20 protein-coding genes and 1 riboswitch are annotated in these 18,299 nt (G+C 40.8%); of the genes, 17 read left to right on the forward strand and 3 right to left on the reverse strand.

All coding sequences use genetic code 11. The features are described from left to right. From JZO70_RS21460 to tenA, 7 genes are all read left to right on the forward strand, one after another. Positions 1-719, forward strand: a 719-nt coding sequence (locus JZO70_RS21460; RefSeq protein ID WP_207675745.1) for a helix-turn-helix domain-containing protein, incomplete at its 5' end; no start/stop codon positions are given. An 81-nt stretch (positions 720-800) separates the two neighbouring features. Then, positions 801-1,700, forward strand: a complete 900-nt coding sequence (locus JZO70_RS21465) for an NAD(P)-dependent oxidoreductase (RefSeq protein WP_207675746.1) — start codon at positions 801-803, stop codon at positions 1,698-1,700. A 160-nt stretch (positions 1,701-1,860) separates the two neighbouring features. Further along, positions 1,861-2,079 carry a hypothetical protein gene (locus tag JZO70_RS21470; protein WP_207675747.1) on the forward strand — a complete coding sequence of 73 codons (219 nt, stop codon included), beginning with the start codon at positions 1,861-1,863 and terminating at the stop codon, positions 2,077-2,079. Between the two features lie 9 nt (positions 2,080-2,088). Then, complete coding sequence (locus JZO70_RS21475) at positions 2,089-2,346, forward strand: hypothetical protein (protein ID WP_207675748.1); 258 nt, start codon at positions 2,089-2,091, stop codon at positions 2,344-2,346. A 53-nt stretch (positions 2,347-2,399) separates the two neighbouring features. Continuing rightward, positions 2,400-3,383 (forward strand): ornithine cyclodeaminase family protein, encoded by a 984-nt coding sequence (locus tag JZO70_RS21480; RefSeq protein WP_207675749.1) that lies wholly within the window; start codon positions 2,400-2,402, stop codon positions 3,381-3,383. 319 nt (positions 3,384-3,702) lie between these two features. Next, on the forward strand, positions 3,703-3,882 hold the full coding sequence (locus tag JZO70_RS21485) for a DUF6440 family protein (RefSeq protein WP_207675750.1): 180 nt from the start codon (positions 3,703-3,705) through the stop codon (positions 3,880-3,882). A gap of 50 nt (positions 3,883-3,932) precedes the next feature. Then, a riboswitch (TPP riboswitch) is annotated at positions 3,933-4,023 on the forward strand. 126 nt (positions 4,024-4,149) lie between these two features. Beyond that, complete coding sequence (tenA, locus tag JZO70_RS21490) at positions 4,150-4,809, forward strand: thiaminase II (protein WP_207675751.1); 660 nt, start codon at positions 4,150-4,152, stop codon at positions 4,807-4,809. A 56-nt stretch (positions 4,810-4,865) separates the two neighbouring features. Here the strand turns inward: tenA and JZO70_RS21495 are convergent, their stop codons facing one another. Then, complete coding sequence (locus JZO70_RS21495) at positions 4,866-7,610, reverse strand: tetratricopeptide repeat protein (protein ID WP_207675752.1); 2,745 nt, start codon at positions 7,608-7,610, stop codon at positions 4,866-4,868. 341 nt (positions 7,611-7,951) lie between these two features. On the opposite strand from JZO70_RS21495, the gene JZO70_RS21500 reads away from it, so the two are divergent. From JZO70_RS21500 to JZO70_RS21540, 9 genes are all read left to right on the forward strand, one after another. Beyond that, positions 7,952-10,645 (forward strand): LPXTG cell wall anchor domain-containing protein, encoded by a 2,694-nt coding sequence (locus tag JZO70_RS21500; protein ID WP_207675753.1) that lies wholly within the window; start codon positions 7,952-7,954, stop codon positions 10,643-10,645. 248 nt (positions 10,646-10,893) lie between these two features. Further along, positions 10,894-11,166, forward strand: coding sequence for a hypothetical protein (locus JZO70_RS21505; protein ID WP_207675754.1), 273 nt, complete (start codon positions 10,894-10,896; stop codon positions 11,164-11,166). Between the two features lie 29 nt (positions 11,167-11,195). After that, the gene (locus JZO70_RS21510; RefSeq protein WP_207675755.1) at positions 11,196-11,390 is read left to right on the forward strand and encodes a hypothetical protein; all 195 of its coding nucleotides are present in this window, start codon (positions 11,196-11,198) and stop codon (positions 11,388-11,390) included. A gap of 89 nt (positions 11,391-11,479) precedes the next feature. Beyond that, positions 11,480-11,935, forward strand: a complete 456-nt coding sequence (locus JZO70_RS21515; protein WP_242704072.1) for a lipocalin-like domain-containing protein — start codon at positions 11,480-11,482, stop codon at positions 11,933-11,935. A 2-nt stretch (positions 11,936-11,937) separates the two neighbouring features. Continuing rightward, positions 11,938-12,336: a hypothetical protein gene (locus JZO70_RS21520; RefSeq protein ID WP_207675756.1), complete on the forward strand. Its 399-nt coding sequence runs from the start codon at positions 11,938-11,940 to the stop codon at positions 12,334-12,336. 109 nt (positions 12,337-12,445) lie between these two features. After that, positions 12,446-13,054 carry a hypothetical protein gene (locus JZO70_RS21525; protein ID WP_207675757.1) on the forward strand — a complete coding sequence of 203 codons (609 nt, stop codon included), beginning with the start codon at positions 12,446-12,448 and terminating at the stop codon, positions 13,052-13,054. Positions 13,055-13,076: 22 nt separating this feature from the next. Next, on the forward strand, positions 13,077-13,688 hold the full coding sequence (locus JZO70_RS21530) for a hypothetical protein (RefSeq protein ID WP_207675758.1): 612 nt from the start codon (positions 13,077-13,079) through the stop codon (positions 13,686-13,688). A 137-nt stretch (positions 13,689-13,825) separates the two neighbouring features. Continuing rightward, positions 13,826-14,131 carry a hypothetical protein gene (locus JZO70_RS21535; protein WP_207675759.1) on the forward strand — a complete coding sequence of 102 codons (306 nt, stop codon included), beginning with the start codon at positions 13,826-13,828 and terminating at the stop codon, positions 14,129-14,131. 584 nt (positions 14,132-14,715) lie between these two features. Next, complete coding sequence (locus JZO70_RS21540) at positions 14,716-16,239, forward strand: ABC-F family ATP-binding cassette domain-containing protein (RefSeq protein WP_207675760.1); 1,524 nt, start codon at positions 14,716-14,718, stop codon at positions 16,237-16,239. Between the two features lie 158 nt (positions 16,240-16,397). Here JZO70_RS21540 and proC read toward each other — a convergent pair whose 3' ends face one another. Then, the gene (proC, locus tag JZO70_RS21545; protein WP_207675761.1) at positions 16,398-17,177 is read right to left on the reverse strand and encodes a pyrroline-5-carboxylate reductase; all 780 of its coding nucleotides are present in this window, start codon (positions 17,175-17,177) and stop codon (positions 16,398-16,400) included. Between the two features lie 89 nt (positions 17,178-17,266). Further along, on the reverse strand, positions 17,267-17,494 hold the full coding sequence (locus JZO70_RS21550; protein WP_207675762.1) for a hypothetical protein: 228 nt from the start codon (positions 17,492-17,494) through the stop codon (positions 17,267-17,269). A gap of 91 nt (positions 17,495-17,585) precedes the next feature. Between JZO70_RS21550 and JZO70_RS21555 the strand changes: the two genes are divergently transcribed. Beyond that, on the forward strand, positions 17,586-18,248 hold the full coding sequence (locus JZO70_RS21555; protein WP_207675763.1) for a Crp/Fnr family transcriptional regulator: 663 nt from the start codon (positions 17,586-17,588) through the stop codon (positions 18,246-18,248). Positions 18,249-18,299 lie beyond the last annotated feature (51 nt).

Raw genomic sequence — 18,299 nt, forward strand, 5'->3', positions numbered from 1 at the left:
AATCTATTTTACGAGGAGCAGAAAAAATGAGAATTCTTGTATTAACGAAATGCATTTTTAGAGAGGAGGCTTTGGAGCGCAATCTTCGCTTATTAGGCCATGAAGTTTTTTCCAGTGAGACAATGGTGGAAGGCCCAGGAGCATTTGGGCTGGTTCCTTTTTTCCATGTGATTATTTTGAGTGACACTTTATTTCAGAAAGAACAAATTTCAATAGCTAAGGCGGTTGAACCGCTGACCATTCCTATGTTGAAGGTTTCTACTAGCAGAATTTCAAGCTCGATGGATTTAATTCAAGGAATTATTCCTCAGGATTGTGATGTTGAAAAGCTAAGAACCATCATCGAATCCGTTGTGAAAAAGCAAGTATCCGTCGTTCACGAAACACCTTTTTTCCAAGTATCCAATAGTAAAAAGATCAATGATGAAGTAAAGTTTAGCAAGCTTGAAAAAAGATTATTGGAATGCTTGCATCAAGCCAGAGGGGAATCCATCAGCAGTGAGGAAATTTGCCGAATTTTGTGGCAGGGAGAACTGAGTCATTCCCGAAAGAGCCACATATCGTTTTTAGTTAATAGCATTAGAAAGAAATTAGCTAAATTGACTCCTCAACAATATAAAATTGAAACGGACTGGGGGAATGGCTATTCTTTGAAAAAAATTGAAGGAGTTGATTATGAGATAGATGCAAGCGATCGGCTGATCTATCTGATTAAGTAGCAGCCTGCTGAAATTTCTTTTTTCATTTGACGCAGCCCAGCCCCTCGCGCTATGATGAATTCAAGAGAAAGGGAGGATACAATGATCAAAACACGTTTTAAGAAAATGGTTGCTATCGAGCCTACCAAGCTGTTGCCTGAGTGGGATGAGCAGTTGAAAAACTATGCAGATGAGTCAACCTTCTATCCCGATATTCCTGATACAACCGAAGAAATTATTCGCCGCATTGGCGATGCTGATTGCGTGATGCTGAGTTTTACCAGCTATATTAACAAAGAGGTGCTGGATGCTTGTCCGGATATTCGTTATATCGGCATGTGCTGCAGCTTGTATTCCCCAGAAAGTGCTAACGTAGACATTTTGACGGCTGAGAAAAAAGGCATCGTGGTTACCGGGATTCGCGATTATGGCGATGAAGGGGTAAGAGAATATGTGATTAGTGAATTGGTGCGTCTTTTGCAAGGTCGCGGGGAAGCGATGTGGAAGGACGAACCGATGGAGCTGACGAGCGTCAAGATCGGGATTGTTGGTATGGGCACGGTGGGATCACTAGTGGCTGAATCCCTGAACTTTTTCGGAGCCGATGTCGCTTATTACAGCCGCACCCGCAAGCCGAAAATCGAAGAGAAGCTGAGTATGGCATACTATCCTTTGAATGATTTGCTTGCTGAGGTAGACATCGTAATCACAGCTTTAAACAAAAATGTTGTCTTGCTGGAACAGGAGCAATTCCAGCTGATGGGACCAGGGAAAATCATGATGAATCTGTCGATTGCCCCATCTCACAATATTGAGGCGTTAACAAACTGGCTGAAATTGCCAGGAACTTACGCATTTTCCGATACGGTTGCTGGAATTGGTGAAACCGTGGCAGACATGCCGAATGTTTTTGTGGGCGACCACAGCGCTGGCCTGACTTCGATGGCGAAGGTGCGTTTGGCGCAAAAAGTGATTAAGAATATAGAGACGTTTTTGAAATAAATTTAACTAACTCGGGTGCCTTTATTGACACCCGAGTCTATTTATATAGCCAAAATCTATAGAAAACCGTCTATTTGCCAATAGTTTTTCTGGAAATAAAACTTTGGCGAACATTCTCATCATGCTATAATTAAAGAAACGGCCTTTAGGAGGTTTTATCATGTTTAATCTCTCTTACGATGATAAGCAACGAATTGCTGGAATATTTATTTTAGCTATTTCATTTTTCTTCCCTTTTCCGTTTCTAGGTATTATTTCAGGTATTTATCTGCTGCGGCAACCCTTGCCGATCGGCTTTAGAATTGGCGCAGTAGTTGTCATTTTGGAACAACTCATCATTTATTTACCGCTGCTTATGTATTTAACTATCGTGAAGTAGGTGGAGAAAATGCTTGGAAATTTACGCGTGATACCGAAACGTTACCATCCGTTTTATTTAGGATTCATGCTGCTGTTGGCCATTTTTTTAGTGACAACAATTTTTACGGGTTCACCACTGATTTTAACTTTGCCTTTTTATGCTTTCGCTGTTTTAATTGAAGCTTTTTTCTTATCGAAAGCAGAATTTGTGCCAAGAAAAGTTATCTTCAGTGATATTCTTTTTTTCATCATGTGTTTTGTGCTGGCAGTTGCATATGCCAGGTGATTTTTGTACTCAACGAGGCGAAGGCCTCATTAATATAACGAGGAGTGAAAGATATGCTGTTTTTGACAAAAAATGATATGATTCAGACCTTTTCTATGGAGGAAGCGCTGGAGGCCGACAAACAAGCTTTAATGGTTTTCTCAAAAGGTGAAACCAATGCGCCCCTTAGAACCAACGTGGATATTCGCGAAGAAAATGGTGTGAGTTCATACATGCCGGCTTACATCGGCGGCGAAAAGCCATCCCTAGGGGTAAAAATTGTTTCGACTTATTTGCACAATATCGAACGGGGACTGCCCAGCGTTACCGGGACTATGATTCTTTTAGATCCTAAAACCGGAATCGTAACTGCTTTGCTGGATGGTACTTACTTGACCCAACTGCGGACAGGTGCGGTACAAGGGGTTGCGACCGAAATTTTAGCGCGTAAAGACGCAAAAATCGGCGCGTTGATTGGTACCGGTGGTCAGGCGGAGAAGCAATTAGAAGCGATGTTAACCGCTCGTCCATTGACTGAAGTGCGTATCTTTGACTTATCTCAAAAACGGGCCGAATGTTTTGCAGAAGACATGCAGAAAAAATTCTCAGCGCGCTTGATTCCAACTAAAACCAGCCGCGAATGTGTGGAAGGTGCCGACATTATTACTAGTGCGACGCCATCCAATGAACCAACCTTCGAATCCGATTGGGTAAAAGACGGCGCACATATTAACGGGATCGGTTCATTCACACCAAGCATGTTCGAAATTCCGAAAGAGCTGATCAAACGGGCAGACCGGGTTATTTTCGATACCACAGAAGGCGTACTGAATGCAGCCGGTGACTTTATCACGCCGCTGAAGGAAGAATACATTCCGAAAAACAAGTATTCTGGTGAATTAGGCCAAATCCTATTGGGTGAAGTAGAAGGACGGACTTCTGATGACGAAATTACTATCTTCAAATCAGTTGGTACCGCCGTACTAGATTTAGTGGTTGCCAGCCAAATTGTTCAAAAGGCCCGCGAAAAAGGTTTAGGCACAGAAATTCCAGATTAAAAAGATGAGGCAAGTTTTCGATACGGAAAGCTTGTCTTTTATTTTGCCGTTTAGGACTAAAAATCGGCTGATCGGGACAAAGGGCACATTTGCCTCTAATTTTTTACTAAAATAAATACAGACAAACTCACAGGAGGCAGTAATATGTTGCTAGGAGCTATCGTTGGCTGTTCAATCATCTTTTTAGTCAAACCATGGTGGTAGATAAAAAGTTTACCTCAAAAAACAAAAATATAATTATATTGTGATACCAGCTGGTTAAGCGTTTACCGGAAATAAGGTATACTTTTATAAAAATATCGAGCAGGAGGTTCAGAAAATGGAAGAAAGATTTGTAGTTTCAGAAGAAAAAAGCGATAAAAAATCGATTAAAACCCAAATAATCACCGACGAAAAAACTGGCGTTCAATATTTGCTGGTCTTAAACACACTTTTTGGTTCAACCGGAATCACACCGCTATTGAATGCAGATGGGACACCAGTTATCCGCAGAAGATAAAAAGGTAGTCGTTTTCATTGAAGGGATATGCTATACTTTTAGCAATCGAATAAGAACACTAGGGGTGCTGTATAGCTGAGATTATACCCATTGAACCTGAAACAGTTAGGACTGACGCAGGGAATGTGTGACAGATTTTGTCAAATCGTTTACGACACCCGATCATTTTTTGTGATCGGGTTTTCTTATATTTAAGCTAGTTTCAGACCTCCTCGTGGACTTTTTTGAGGAGGCTATTTTTATGGCAAAAAATGAAGGAGGAACTACATGTTTACAGAATTAGCTAGAAAAGAAGCAGCACCATATTGGGAGGGGAGTTTTGTTCATCCATTCGTGCAGTCGATTGCGGATGGGACATTATCGCCGGAGATTTTCCGTTTTTACTTATTGCAGGATCGCTATTACCTGGAACACTTCAGCAAGCTTTATGAACAAATCGCCGATCAAACGACTGACCAAGAGGTGGCAGCTTTGCTAAGGGAGAATGCTGAAAATCTGCGTTTGGGAGAAATTGCCGTTCGGGACGATTTTTTTGAAGAACTTGAGATCAGCGAAAAAGAAATCGCCAAAACACCGATTGCGCCAACGGCTTATCACTATGTGTCCCACATGTACCGTCAGCTAATCGAAGGCACACCCAATTCTGCCTTTGCCGGGATGCTGCCGTGCGCTTGGTTGTACCAGGAAATCGGCGTTCGATTAATTAAGTCTGGGTCGCCACATCCTTTATACCAACGCTGGATCGAAACTTATGGTGGGGAAGAAGCTGCTCAGGGAATTCTGAAAGAGCGAGCTGTACTGGATCGATTGTATGAAGCTAGTGAACCAGAAGAACAGCAGCAGATGCTGGAGGCTTTTGTCATCAGCAGTAAGATGGAGTATGCCTTTTGGGAGATGGCGATGAAGAAAGAAACCTGGGAGATTTGAATTTCTAGCTAAAAAACTCCAGTTGAGGATAGTAGGACCTCAACTGGACTTATCTTTTAGTTTTCTGAGTTATCAAAAGCAACAAGCTCGTTCTTAATTTCCTGAATTCTCTCGAGATTCTTCTCGCTCTCGTGATTATCCTCACCAGCGTGGAGGAGCTCCGATATTTCTAAGGCTTCATTAACATAATTGAGCGCTATTTCTAACAATAAAGGATCTTTTTTTGTTTGATGACGATATTCATCTAAATAAACACCACTTAAAAAGCGAGCATCTACCATTAGCCCACGATCCGCTTCCGAGTTTGGTTTGCTTTTTCTTAATTTGTAGGCACGTTCAGCGAATTCTTTGGCCTTTTCAAAATCACCTCTTCTTTTAAATAAACTGGCTAAATTTTTAGTCGGCGAAATACACCGAATCGAGTTCTCCCCGTAGCGGTTGATCGCCATGTTATAAGAACGGTTCAGATAAAAATCCGCTTTTTTTAGCAGTTCCGCTTTTTTTAGAGGATCATTTGCTGTTTCTTCGTCAGGATCGTCATACATATAAATATAGGTCATCCCCAAATCGTTATAGCAGAAGCGCAGCTTATAAGAGTCTTTTGTCAGTAGTTCCTCGCCGGTTTTTAAATAGTCCTTTCGAATAGCAAGAACATCTTTTAAAGTTAATGAGTTGCTTTCATTCATGTAATAGGAATTACTGAAAATCCCCTTCAGTTCATAATTTCTAAAAAGGGCATATTTCCATTCATCGACGTTTGGCAGGTCTTTCTGATCCAATACATTCTTGATTTTTTGCTCCTGCTTATTTAACAGTTCCAGTGATTCTGCGAATTGTCCGTTTCGTTTCAAGGAGCTTGCATATTTCTGATTGATACGAATGCACAAGAGCGGTTTCTGATCATAACAGTTTTCAGCCTCTTCAGCTGTTTTTCTACGCATTTCTCTGACCTTAGCTTCCTTACCTCTTTCGTTGGCAACTTCGAAATAGGTTTCATTGTTAATGTGCTGACAGATGATTTTTTCCAGCGAGTCCTCAGAATAAAATTTGTCGAACAGTTTCATCATTTCTTCTGCGTAATTGAGACTCTTCAGGGGACAGCAGGTGAAATTGATACAGCAGGACAGATATTGCTTAATTAATTGGTAGCGTTCCTTCGTTTCAGCTGTGTATCTGGTCAAAACGGTGGAAAGAATCGGCAGGTTTTGAAAGATATCGGTTCGTTCCATACCGTCATGAGGGGAATTCAAATAATTAGTCACATTCTTTATAAAAGGTAAACAGTCAAAGGATTCTCTTGACTCTTCATTTAAATTAAACGCACTTTGAACAAGACTGTGACATTTATACATTCGCTCGTCGGCATTTTCCAGCAGCAGCCAGCCGCGTTCACAGAGATCAGCAAGAACAGTAGCTAACGGAATCGGTAATAAATCTTTTTTATCCGACATCCATTGAATCAATAATTTTTGGCTTATGGGTACATCTGGCAGAAGAGTGAAATAGCCTAAAACGCGTCTTTCCATTTCATCCAGTTGGCTCATATCCAGCAGCGTCGAAATAATACTCCGAATATTTCGATTTTCCTGCTCACGTGTAGTGTAAACTCTAGCATCTAAGATTTTATCCAACTTCAAAGTATCCGTTTCCTCTTCAACAAGTGAGGACGCCAATTTGGAAATAGAAAGCCCACAGAATTCACCTACTCTTGCAACTAATTCAATTAGATACGTATGGTAGCTCAGCTTCTCAAGTAAGTTACGAAGTTCCTTTTTATCGTCTGGGGAAAGTGCCTGTTTTGTTTGAGCGCCAAGATAATAGTATTCAAATAAGCGAAAACAGTTTTCTTCAGATAACCGTTCAATCTCGTATATCGTTTGTTTTTTTATTGACTTGTTGGTTACTCGAGTAGTGACGAGAATTTTCCAACCGATGTCACACAGTGGTTTCAGCTTTTTAACGGAGGATAATTGTTCAGCGGAGCTAATGTTGTCAATGATTAATAGCACTTGATTATCAAAATCTTTCATTTCCTCTGCGAAGCCGTACAAGATACTCGCGTAATGATTACTGGAGTCTTCCTCACCTGAATCATTCAACCGCTCAGGAGCCAATTCATTCAAGACATCGTAGCAAACACTTTTCGAACTAGAAGGAACGTGAATCATCAGATCTAATCGGTCGGTGTACATTTTCGTATATTCTTGAACCACACTGGTTTTCCCGAGACCAGCCATAGAATCCAAGTAAATAGGTTCGTCATGTTCGTTTAGTAATCGATGAATTTCTTCGCATTCCTTTTCGCGGCCAATAATCACCTGATCGGTCATCCGGCTAGGTGACAGGTAGGGAGGGAAGGAGAGTTTTTTCTGATTCTCCGGTCGATAGCTTAACCAATAAGGAACAACTAAGCGGTCATTTTCGATTAGATCTATACAATACGGAATCAGCTGGTCACAAATGTTTTCGTCGAGTTCAATGTATTTTACTCCATTAGATTTAGCAGTGACACCTAATGCCTGCAGGTCTTGGTTAAAGGCATCCAGCCGGCTTCTCATCGTTTCAACCTTTACTTTGTCCTCGTCATAATAATAAGTTTTATAGACGAACTCGATGTCAGTTATTAATGAAAGAAGTGTGCTCTTTCTTGGATTGGTGACCTGTCTTTTGTAGTTACCGATTGATGATGAGGAAGTAGCAGTATCTTCCCCATCAAACTTTTTAGCATCAGGTATCAATTTTAGAAGATGCCAAGCTACTGATTTTCTTATATTAACCAATTGCACTTTATTGTTAGACATATCGAAAACCTGCCTTTCAGATGGTAGATACGGATAAACCTCTTACATTCTAATGTAAGAGTAAAATATAAAAAAATCAAGTGATATTAAAAATATGGCCAACTAAACCAAATAAACCAGAAAAACCAAAAAAATATCATCCAATGCTGTCAGAGTAAGGATTTAGCGCTTTTTTTAATCTGGTCAAAACGATCGTTTGTTGGTAACGTTGTCCGTAAATTGTTGATTTATCAATGATAAAATAATTAAAAGTATTTGCTTTTTTAAAAGTCTGGACCGAAACTACACGGATGCAAAATACTTAACGAGTCAAAAATGGGAATCCAAAAAAGGAGTTAAAAATGAAAAAGACACGAATGATGCGTTACGAAAAAAAGATGTTGCAGCAAAACAAACGGAATAGACGCTTCTACCAAGTAACAACGGTTATGACATTGATTTGCCCGATGGTATTAGGCACAGTTAGTGCGCTGGCTGAGGAGACTGCCCCGGAACAAGCAACAACCGCAACTACAGCGGGCCTTGCTGACAACATCTTGCCGAGTGCTGAACCAGCACCTTTTGAATCAGTTGCTCCACAAGAACTAGTGGAAACTGAACAACCAGAAGCAGCAGAAGTACCTGTTGTTGAAGAAATACCAGCTGAAGTTACAACTGATGAAACTGAAGCCAGCACAGCATTACCTGAGGAAACTGAGACTCAAGCAACAACAGTGCCGCAACCAGAAGTACAAGCGCAGGCCAGCGATCCTAGTCCTGAAGAAGAGACCGAGGAGTCAGCAGCAAAAATCGAAACGGTCAGTGTAGTTATCCATTGTACAGACAACAAAAACAATGTCTTAAAAGAAGAAACAGTTAGTGTGCCAGTGAACGAATCCCGCGTATTTACGGCACCAGAAATCGCTGGTTATAAATTTTATTATACCTATCCGGCGATCGATGATCCGAATTCGATGGTAACCACCGATTATCAAAACAAAAACTATGTAGTCTCACCAGCAGGAGTTGGTACAACACAACCTATCCACTTACAATTTGGCTATCGCAAAATTATTTCGAAGAATTACAGTGCTACTTTCCGAACTAGTGAGGCTGAGGCATTTGTTAATGTAGATGGTGAAAGTTATTGGTTTGACGTTATTGATGAAACTGGCTGGAATGTTGGCTCAATTTCTTGTAGGTTTCCTAGTACGGAATCCAATGAATTCAAATGGACAGCTTGGGATTATGATGCCAATTATTCGATAGAAGGATCCGGTGGACAAAGTGGCGTACCGATCAGCTATGAAATCGATGGGGCAAAATATACTGTTACGGTGATTGTTGATCAACGTGTACCCGTAAGCTATTCAACGATTTCTTTCGCTGTTGAAGGAAATGGAACGCTCTCAGATGCTGGTTCGATTGAAAAAAGAAATGGCTATTATTTAACGGCGCAAGAACTGCCAACAGCCAATGCAGCTCCAGGCTATCATTTTGTCGGCTGGCGAGTAAGTGATCAAGATTGGTTCTCTTATGGTATGTCGATTGGCCAAGACATAACGATTACAGCAGTCTTTGAAGCTGGAGATCTGGATTGGTCGAAGTATGACGCGTATCTAGCCAACTATGAAGCTTATGTTCAATTGAAGGACGTTTATGAGCATTTCAACTTATTTAGTGATTGGGAAGCTTGGAATACGATTTACCAAACATATGTGGATTTTAGAAATCGTACAGGTATGTCACAAAAGGAAATCGATCGTGAGGCGGCTCCTTTATCGGGAATGAATCTGAATTATATTGACCACTACTTTATGTTCGGAGTGAAGATAGAAGAGCGCATTCGGGATGTTTTCGATTCACTTCAAGCTGTTTATCGCGATACTACCAGTTACACAAGTGATTCCAAGCAGAATTTTAATGACGCGTATTTGAAAATAAACGACCTATTTGAACAGCAGGAACTACAAAACGGCGTTTACGAGCGCGAATTATTTAACGCTTACCAAGAGATGGTAGATGCCCGCACGCAATTAGTGAGAAATGATGGTACCAAAACCTTAACAGGAATAAATCTCGTTCCTATAAAGGGGTTCTCTTATGACGGGGAATTGCAGCCATTTTCGAATTTCATGATTCAACACAGTTATTCAGATGGTACTCACGAAGACCTGCTTCTTAACAAAAATGACTACATCATCTCCACTGGTAACGAGAATGATGTCATCACTGATGAAGGAATCATCTTCAATGGTGTTGGTGAGCGGAGTATTTCCGTGATCTACGATAGCTATCAAACTAGCTGCGTCTATTCTGTTAACGATATTCCAACTCCAGCAGAAGACTTTACAAAAGCAAAAGAAGCTTTGGAGCTTTTCAATGCTTTAAATAAAGCTGATTACACCCCAGAATCTTGGGAAGAGATGTTAGATATGCTGGCTGCTACTTCAGTTGACGGAATTCCAGCTAACGAAGTGTTGCAAGAGATGGTTGATGGAACGCATCCAGCAGAATTTCACCAATCGGATGTAGACTGGATGACGGCTGCTGTCAATATGGCGATGAATAGCTTAGTGAAAAAAGATACCGGCGGAAATAACGGAAACGGTGGAAACACTGGTGATGGAGGAAATAGCGGAAACGAAGGCGGTAATGGAGCAGGAAATAACGGATCAGGTAACAACGATGGTTCCGATAATGGTAACAACAGCGGGGCCAACAATAACGATGGTGGTTCAGGCAAAGATGACGGGGCTAACGACAAGACTGACCCAGCAGATACCACCAATCCAAAAGGAAATGCCAACACCACTGATCAAAATGCTGCAAAACCAACCAACACGAATGCTGGCTCAACGAAAGATGAAGTAAAAACCGTTAACAAGTACAGTCAAGCAAATACTCAAGGAACAACTCAAGGAACGGCGACCGATGCCAAAGGCTTGCCGCAAACTGGCGAAAAAGGTTCATTTATTTTAACGCTGGTAGGTATGTCGACTCTAGGAGTAGCTTTGACGGGCGCGTTTTTGAAGAGTCGGAAGAAGTTTGAATAAAAGTGGATTTAGCCGTGAAGCTAAAGACACTAAATTAATTGATAGTTAGAATTTCGAATAAGTACAAGTACCGAGTCAGTCGTAGAACTCTTAATCGATTGACTCGGTACTGCTAACTAAGGAATTTAAGTCGCTATAAACTCCAACAATCGTATCATCACGCTATGTTTTGTGTGTCACTTTGTCAAGAGTTGGTAGGAAGACACTCGTAAGTTGTTAAAGGTCAAAAAAAGAAAGAGGGAATAGCAATGTCAGAAGATAATAACAAGTGGAAAAAAGCGGATAAAGCTCTGGATGTAGCCGGATTTACGCTGCACTCAATTTTGCGAATCGTTCAAGCTTTGTTTAGCGGCGGCTTTGGATTATGGCTATTGTGGTATCAGTTTATCTACGAACCAGTTCCTGATTTTTTGGGTCGAGTACCTGAAGGCCCTCCTTGGTGGACATTTATAGCTGCCATCGCTTTATTTTACAATGCATATCGTTCTGTTTCCGGGCAATCGTTTATTGGTTTAGGCTAACGAAACTCCCGAACTAGGAGGGGAAGCAAATGGACGTATATAAAACGATTGGAAAGTTTTGGGTAGCAGGCTGGTTGATCATTGGTGTTCCGTATTGCTTAATCGCTCATGTTTCATTTGGCGAGCTAGTTGAGTCCTTTATCTTTGTAACTATTTTTCTAGGTGTTCTATTTGGTTTCGGCGAAATAAGAGACTATATCAGAAAGCGCGCAAGTGAGGACTGAGATTGGTGCATCGCAAGAGCAAATTTTGGTTGTAAGAATTCTTTTTGCATGATGCGCTAACTATTCTTTGAATAAAGGTGGGGAATGTTTTGAAGAAAAAAGGAATTATCATTCTATTGTTTCTAGTATTGATTATGACAGGCTGCTCTAAAGAGAAAAATTTTGTTGGAACTTGGGAAGCGGATCTGTTAAACCAATCGGCTCGTGATGGCGCAGGGGAACTGTCCAAAGAAATGTACGGAGGGGTCTTGGGTTCATTTGCCTCGCTTTTAGCTGATGAAATTCATTGGAATGCCACAATGGAAATTCGTGAAGACGGGACATTGACCATGAGCAACGGGATGGAGTTTACAGCAAATTGGGAATTGGATGGCGACACAATAATTATCAGTGGAAAAAACATATCAGGTACAGCAACATTGTCGGATGATCAGAAAACACTCTATTTCAAAAATACAGTATCCTCGGAGGATTCTGGTACAGAGGATGGTTTAATGGTGGGCAGTGACAGCTTAGATTTTGAGTTTACTAGGAAGGAAGAGTAGGAATGACAAAAAAAGTTAGGGTTTTGATAGTTCTTGCACTTACTGTACTCATGCTGGCAAGTTGCGGAAAGAAAAAAGATTTAACAGCATCAGATTTTCCGCTCATCGATGAAGGGTTATCGGAGGAGGAGCTTGTTTCGCAGGTTGGAAAACCTCATGAAAAAGTTTCAGATGCCTTGAACATTATGTCAATTCAAGCAGATTTGTTAAGCGGTGAACTGAGCAGCGGTTCTTCGGTAATGGACTATGAAAAAAGCTGGAATGCTATCTCAGGCGGTGATCCGGAAAAATGTTACATTTATCACTTAGCTGATAGTGATAATCAGGCGATGATTGCCTTTATTCTGGATAAACAAGTGATTATGATTACCCGCAACCCAGTTATTTATGAAGAGGAATAAATACATGCTCAAACAGAGAAACAGGGAGGCGCTCTTGTCTCCCTTTATTTTTTTAAGTAACACAAAAACTTGGAGAGTTAAAACTAATCATCGTTGAGGAGTGGGTTTTTTGAAAAAAATAAGAGTAGTAATTGTGCTGTTGGTTACGGTTATACTCAGTGGATGCTCAAGGGATAAAGAATTTTCCAACGAAGAGATAGAGAAGCTGTATTTCGAACAAAGGGTCTTTAATTCAGCGAATAGTCTAAATTATCTGCTGCCAACGGAAGAGTTGAATGAGATCACCAAAGACTATCTCGGTAAAACCTTCAACGAGCCAGAACTATCAGAGTTTGAAACCTCTTTTTATTCTGAATATTTTGGTTCCGAAGATACAGTATTTTCAATCAGAATCGAAAGCTATGGCTACCTTTACGAGGGACCAGGAGATGCCGAAAAACTATATAACGAGCGAAAAAACGATTCATACTATGATGAAAAAGTATTTTCGCTTTTTTCTGATATTGGAGAAGGTGTTTTAGTGTCCACTAAAGGTAACAGCGATCCGAGTACCTACTGGATTAACATAGAAGGAATTATGTTTACGGACCAGTCACAACTTATTACATTTCATTTAGGAAGCTCTGATGAACCGTATATGGAAGTTGAGGTTGCGGAAGAACTAGCAAGAAAAATCGCAAATAAAATCAATCAAAATTATCAAAATATGCGAGCTTAAAATGAGTATAGGGGTGTTGTTAGTGAAAAAAAGAGGGTGTTCTGTATTTTTGTTATTGCTGCTCTACTTATTGGGCGGCTGTTCGAATGCTACGTTGTCCCAAGAAGAAATCAACGAAAGATATTTAGAACAAAGGGTTTTTACCACAGATGAAAGTATCAAACCGTTACTATCTGTTGAGGAAATGAATGAATTAACCAGTCCGCACTTTAATACTTCCTTTACAGATCAAAAAACGTACACGCAAGAAAACTTTTTTATTGCCCATTATTCCTGTTCTACGGATATAAGTTTTTTTGTAGAAGTGTCTACTTGCGGTTATGGGTTTAAAGGTGTGGATGATGCTAATCTAACTTATGAAGAAAGAAAAGATAATCCTAATTATGGAGGACAGGCCCATAAGCTGTTGCCAGATATTGAAGAAGGAGTAGTATTATCAACCTTTAGCCCTCCGGTTGATCCTGACGGCTTTCAAGTTTGGATTGATGGATATATTTTCACAGATCGTTCACAGTATATTTACTTTCAGCTAACTAGTTTTGATGAAGCAGTCATGGAGCAGGAAACCGCTGAAGAGTTAGGCGAAAAATTAGCTAGACAGATATCTGATAATTATCAAAAGATTCGTGAGTAAAATGGTTCCGATGCCTAATGACTTGAGGTACATTATTCAAAATGTATTCACGCGAATAAAATATTGGGAAGATGAATAGACGGTGGACCTAGATAAGTTTTGATTAAAAGGCTACAATAATCAAAAAGGAGTCCCCCATGAAAAAACTCTGTTTTGTCTTCGAAATCAATACCAACGTTCGGCCGGTGCTGAATCTTCTACCTTGGAGATACATGAACGGAGAAGAACTTGCTGAACATCTTTCTGGTAAGTATGAAGTGCTGTTTGATTATTTTAAGAACAAAGAAAATGCTGATTATTTGGTAGTGCCTAATCCTAATGGCGGCTTTATTAACGAAACCGATTTGCCCGAGATACCTGTCGATCTAGAACTGTTTTTCACCAAAGATTTTCAGGCAATTGAAGCGGCAATCGATCATTTCTTTAACGAAATGCAAAGATAAGCCGGTATCGCCAGCTTTTTTCAGAAAATTTACTGATCTTTTTGACACTTTCCTTTGAACATGTTATGATTCTTGGCGAAAGAGGGAACATCTGATGATATACAGCTATTATTTTAAATTCGTGAGAAAAGCAGCTCTTGACAGATTAATTCGATGAAGCATTGTTAAGAGCATACAATAAAGGTTTAGACTTCATCGGAAACGCCCAGAGAAGGCAGGTTTATTTGGCATGCCTTGGTGTTTTCGATTTGGAAAAAATATTGTAGCTGCAGACAATTGCTGTTGTCTGCGGTTTTTTTTGTAAAGAAAAGATAGTTTTTCACAAATGATCGGTTAGTCGGACACGATTAGTGATGTCCGGCTTCCCAAACTAACTTTGTCGACAATAAGCGAAAATTTTGAGAAATGTGAAAAACCATTTATCAAAATTTTAGTCTTATTGCTGTGATACACAACGATTGCCTTAGCAGAGTTGATGTAGAACAGTACCTAATCGGTGCTCCAAAGTTGGACGAGTTTGCGAAGCCTTTCGTATTTAGATGGATACCTATGAAAAAAGAAACAGTAATGAGGAGAAAAACGTTATGATGAATTTAGTAGACATTACCCAGCAGTTTGGGGACAAGCTGTTGTATGAAAAAATTAATGCCCAAATCAACAAAGGGGAGCACGTGGGCCTAATTGGTCGCAACGGTGCGGGAAAAAGTACCTTGATCAAAATTATCACTGGCGAAATTTTACCAGATGAAGGACAAATCGTAGTTTCACCAAAATTTCAGGTGGGTTATTTGGACCAATACGTGAATGTGGATGAAACTATGACAATTCAAGGGTTTCTGCAAACTGCTTTTGCTGAGGATTTAGCGAAGGAAGCTGAAATTACTAAACTATATGAAGATTATGCCACCGATATGGATGATCGCTTGTTGGAACGGGCTGGCCGATTGCAAAACGAACTGGATCAAGGCGAGTTTTATCAAATGAACACCTTGATCGATGAATTAGCGACAGGACTTGGGATTCATGTGCTGGGAATGGATAGCATATTGAAAAACTTGAGCGGGGGCCAACGTTCGAAGATTCTTTTAGCGAAGCTGCTGCTGGAAAAACCAGATTTGTTAATTCTAGATGAGCCGACCAACCACTTGGATGACGATCATGTACAGTGGCTGACGCAATTTTTGAAGGAATTTCCAGGAACCTTCTTAGTGGTTTCCCACGATCATGCCTTCTTAAATGAAGTAACCACTCATATCATGGATATCGAGTTTGGCCAATTGACCAAGTACACTGGGAATTTGGAAAAGGCGACGAAACAAAAGGAATTGCGGGCGGAAACTTACATGCGTCAATACGAAGCTCAAAAGTCTCACATTAAGAAAACCGAAGAATACATTCGCAAATACAAAGCCGGCTCTCGTTCAACCATGGCGAAAAGTCGGGAAAAACAATTGGCAAAAATTGAGCGTCTAACACCGCCGTCTGATTCACCAACGCCGAACATCGTGTTTGAACCAGTTCCGTTAGTAACAACTTTAGCTTTAGAAACCGATGATCTGCTAGTGGGTTATGACAAACCATTGTTGGCGCCTTTGAAGCTGACCGTTCGTTACGGCGAAAAAGTCGCTTTGCGAGGCTTTAACGGAATCGGGAAATCGACATTAATCAAAACGTTAATCGGAGAAATTCCAGCGTTAGGCGGAAGCTTCCATTTTCCAAACCATACGAAAATCAATTACTTTTCACAAGAATTGGCTTGGGAAAATCCATTGGAAACACCTTTCCAATATTTAAGCAATCAGTATCCGAAAGCTAACAACAAAGAATTGCGTCGCCAATTGTCTCGTGCCGGCTTGAGCAGTGAACTAGCGCAACAAAGCTTGAAAACTCTCAGCGGTGGCGAACAAACCAAAGTGAAAATTGCGGAAATGACCATGATCAAGAGCAACTTCTTGATTCTCGATGAGCCGACGAACCATATTGATAAAGCAACCAAAGAAAACCTGCAAAAAGCCTTGGAACAATTTCCTGGCACAGTTGTAGTGGTTTCCCACGAAAATACTTTCTACGAAGATTTTGTTGATCGTGTAGTTGCGTTAGCGGAATAATAGAAATAGCATGTGGAGATCCCAGGTTACTGGAGTCCACATGCTTTTTTTGATTCTGATGATTGTTTTACAAAACCAGCAAAATTACATACTGGTAAATCATTAACAGACAAAAAAGCGCCAAGCAAACTTAGCGCCTAGGTCTTTCAAATTAATTTTTACTCCATCGTCCCCTTAACGCCCTCAATCACCGCATTGCGAAATCCGTGCTTCTCTAAAGCCACAACGCCCTTAATCGTCGTTCCTCCAGGAGTAGCCACGCCATCCTTCAACTCGCCAGGATGTTTCTTCGATTGCAGCGCCAATTCAGCTGCGCCTTTAATCATTTGTTCGGCGATCTGATAAGACAGCTCGCGATTCAATCCGTACAAGACACCAGCATCAGAAAGAGCCTCGATAAACAAGTCCACAAAAGCTGGTCCGCAGCCAGCAACCGATCCGACAATTCCAAGTAACGGCTCATCGATTTCCACCAAGCTGCCTAAAATCTTCAGCGCTTGATCAATGGTATCCTTATCCGCTGAACTCAACTGTTCACCATAAGAAATACCCAGCAAGCCTTCGTTCACCTGAACAGGTGTGTTGGGAATACAATGTGCCAGTGGATATTCGTCTCCTAAAACATCCGCCATCTCCGGCAGGTTAACGCCAGCTGCTACGGAAACTAACGGGATTTTCTTGTCGGTAACACTGGTAGGTAAAGCCTTCAGAATTGGAAGTACCGCACTAGGATTCACCGCAACAATCAGCAACTCTGCCTCCGCAATATCATGCAGATCATCGATTAACGTAAATCCCATTTCTTTTTGCCGATTAGCCGCTGTCTGGCTGCGACCACCTTTGACTAAAATATCGGTGGGGCTAACTTCACCAGAGTTGATAAATCCTTGAATCATCGCGCTGCCCATATGACCAGCGCCAAAAAAGCCAATTTTCATCACAAAAAACCTCCTCTATCTCATTATAACGAGAAAGGGGAGGAAAGCTAAGGGTTTGCTTTACTTTTAAACTGTTGGATGACCATCAATTAAGCTGTTTTCTTGAATGAAGAATAAGCATAGCTGTCATCCATGTGTTGTGCATGTGTATTGCTAGTAGCAACTGACATTTTCGCTCTGCGTAAAATGTCTTCTTTTCTTTTATGTTCATAAGCATCAATCTGTTGGAAATAAACTTTTTTCTTTTGCAAATTTACATTGTGGTATTTCCAGGAAATCAAGGCGACTAGCAACAAAAGTCCTAGTAAAAAAATCATATTGAACACCTCCATGACCCTATTGTAGGTGATTATTTGCAAATCGAGTAGGACATATGTCATACTTTAGTAAAAAGCGGAGGGAAAAAGCATGGAAAACTATCAATTAACCGATACTCATCGGAAACTATTGCAGCGTTACGGCCTGTCGGATCAGGAAAACAACTGTTTTGTTCATTGGTATAAGGCTGGCGATACCATTCATGAAGAGGGCGAACCCTATAGTCATCTGATTATTGTAGTTTCCGGTAAAGCCAAGGTTTGTACGACGGCTTCAAACGGCAAGGATTTGGTGCTGACCTATTACCTTTCTGATGGATTGATCGGTGACATGGAGCTGGCCAGCACCAGCGATGTGGGGACTGCTTCGGTGGTGGCCCTGTCGGATGTGGAGTGTTTAGTGATTCCCTATCAGCAGCAGCGCAATCGACTGCTGCAAAATTTGACCTTTGTCACTCATTTAGCGCGAGGTTTATCGGAAAAATTATTGTTAAGTTCACAAAACTATGTATCAACGGCGCTTTATACCGGCGAACAACGGTTGTGTTCCTATATTTTGCAGGGAGCCTATAAGAATTTCTTCCAGGATAATTTGACGGATGTGGCGGCGACCATCGGTATCAGTTATCGTCATATGCATCGCTTATTGCGAGCTTTATGTGAAGAGGGCGTTCTGGAACGGGAGGATCACGGTTTTTTCATTTTGGATGAAGAAGAGTTGAAGGCTCGCTCTTCGGAAGCGGCTGAAGAATAAAAATGGCTCTATCCAAATCAAAGAATAATTGCTAAAATAAAGAAAATAAGT

Origin of the sequence: Candidatus Enterococcus moelleringii, assembly GCF_017377575.1 — a bacterium.
Lineage (GTDB): Bacteria > Bacillota > Bacilli > Lactobacillales > Enterococcaceae > Enterococcus_A > Enterococcus_A moelleringii.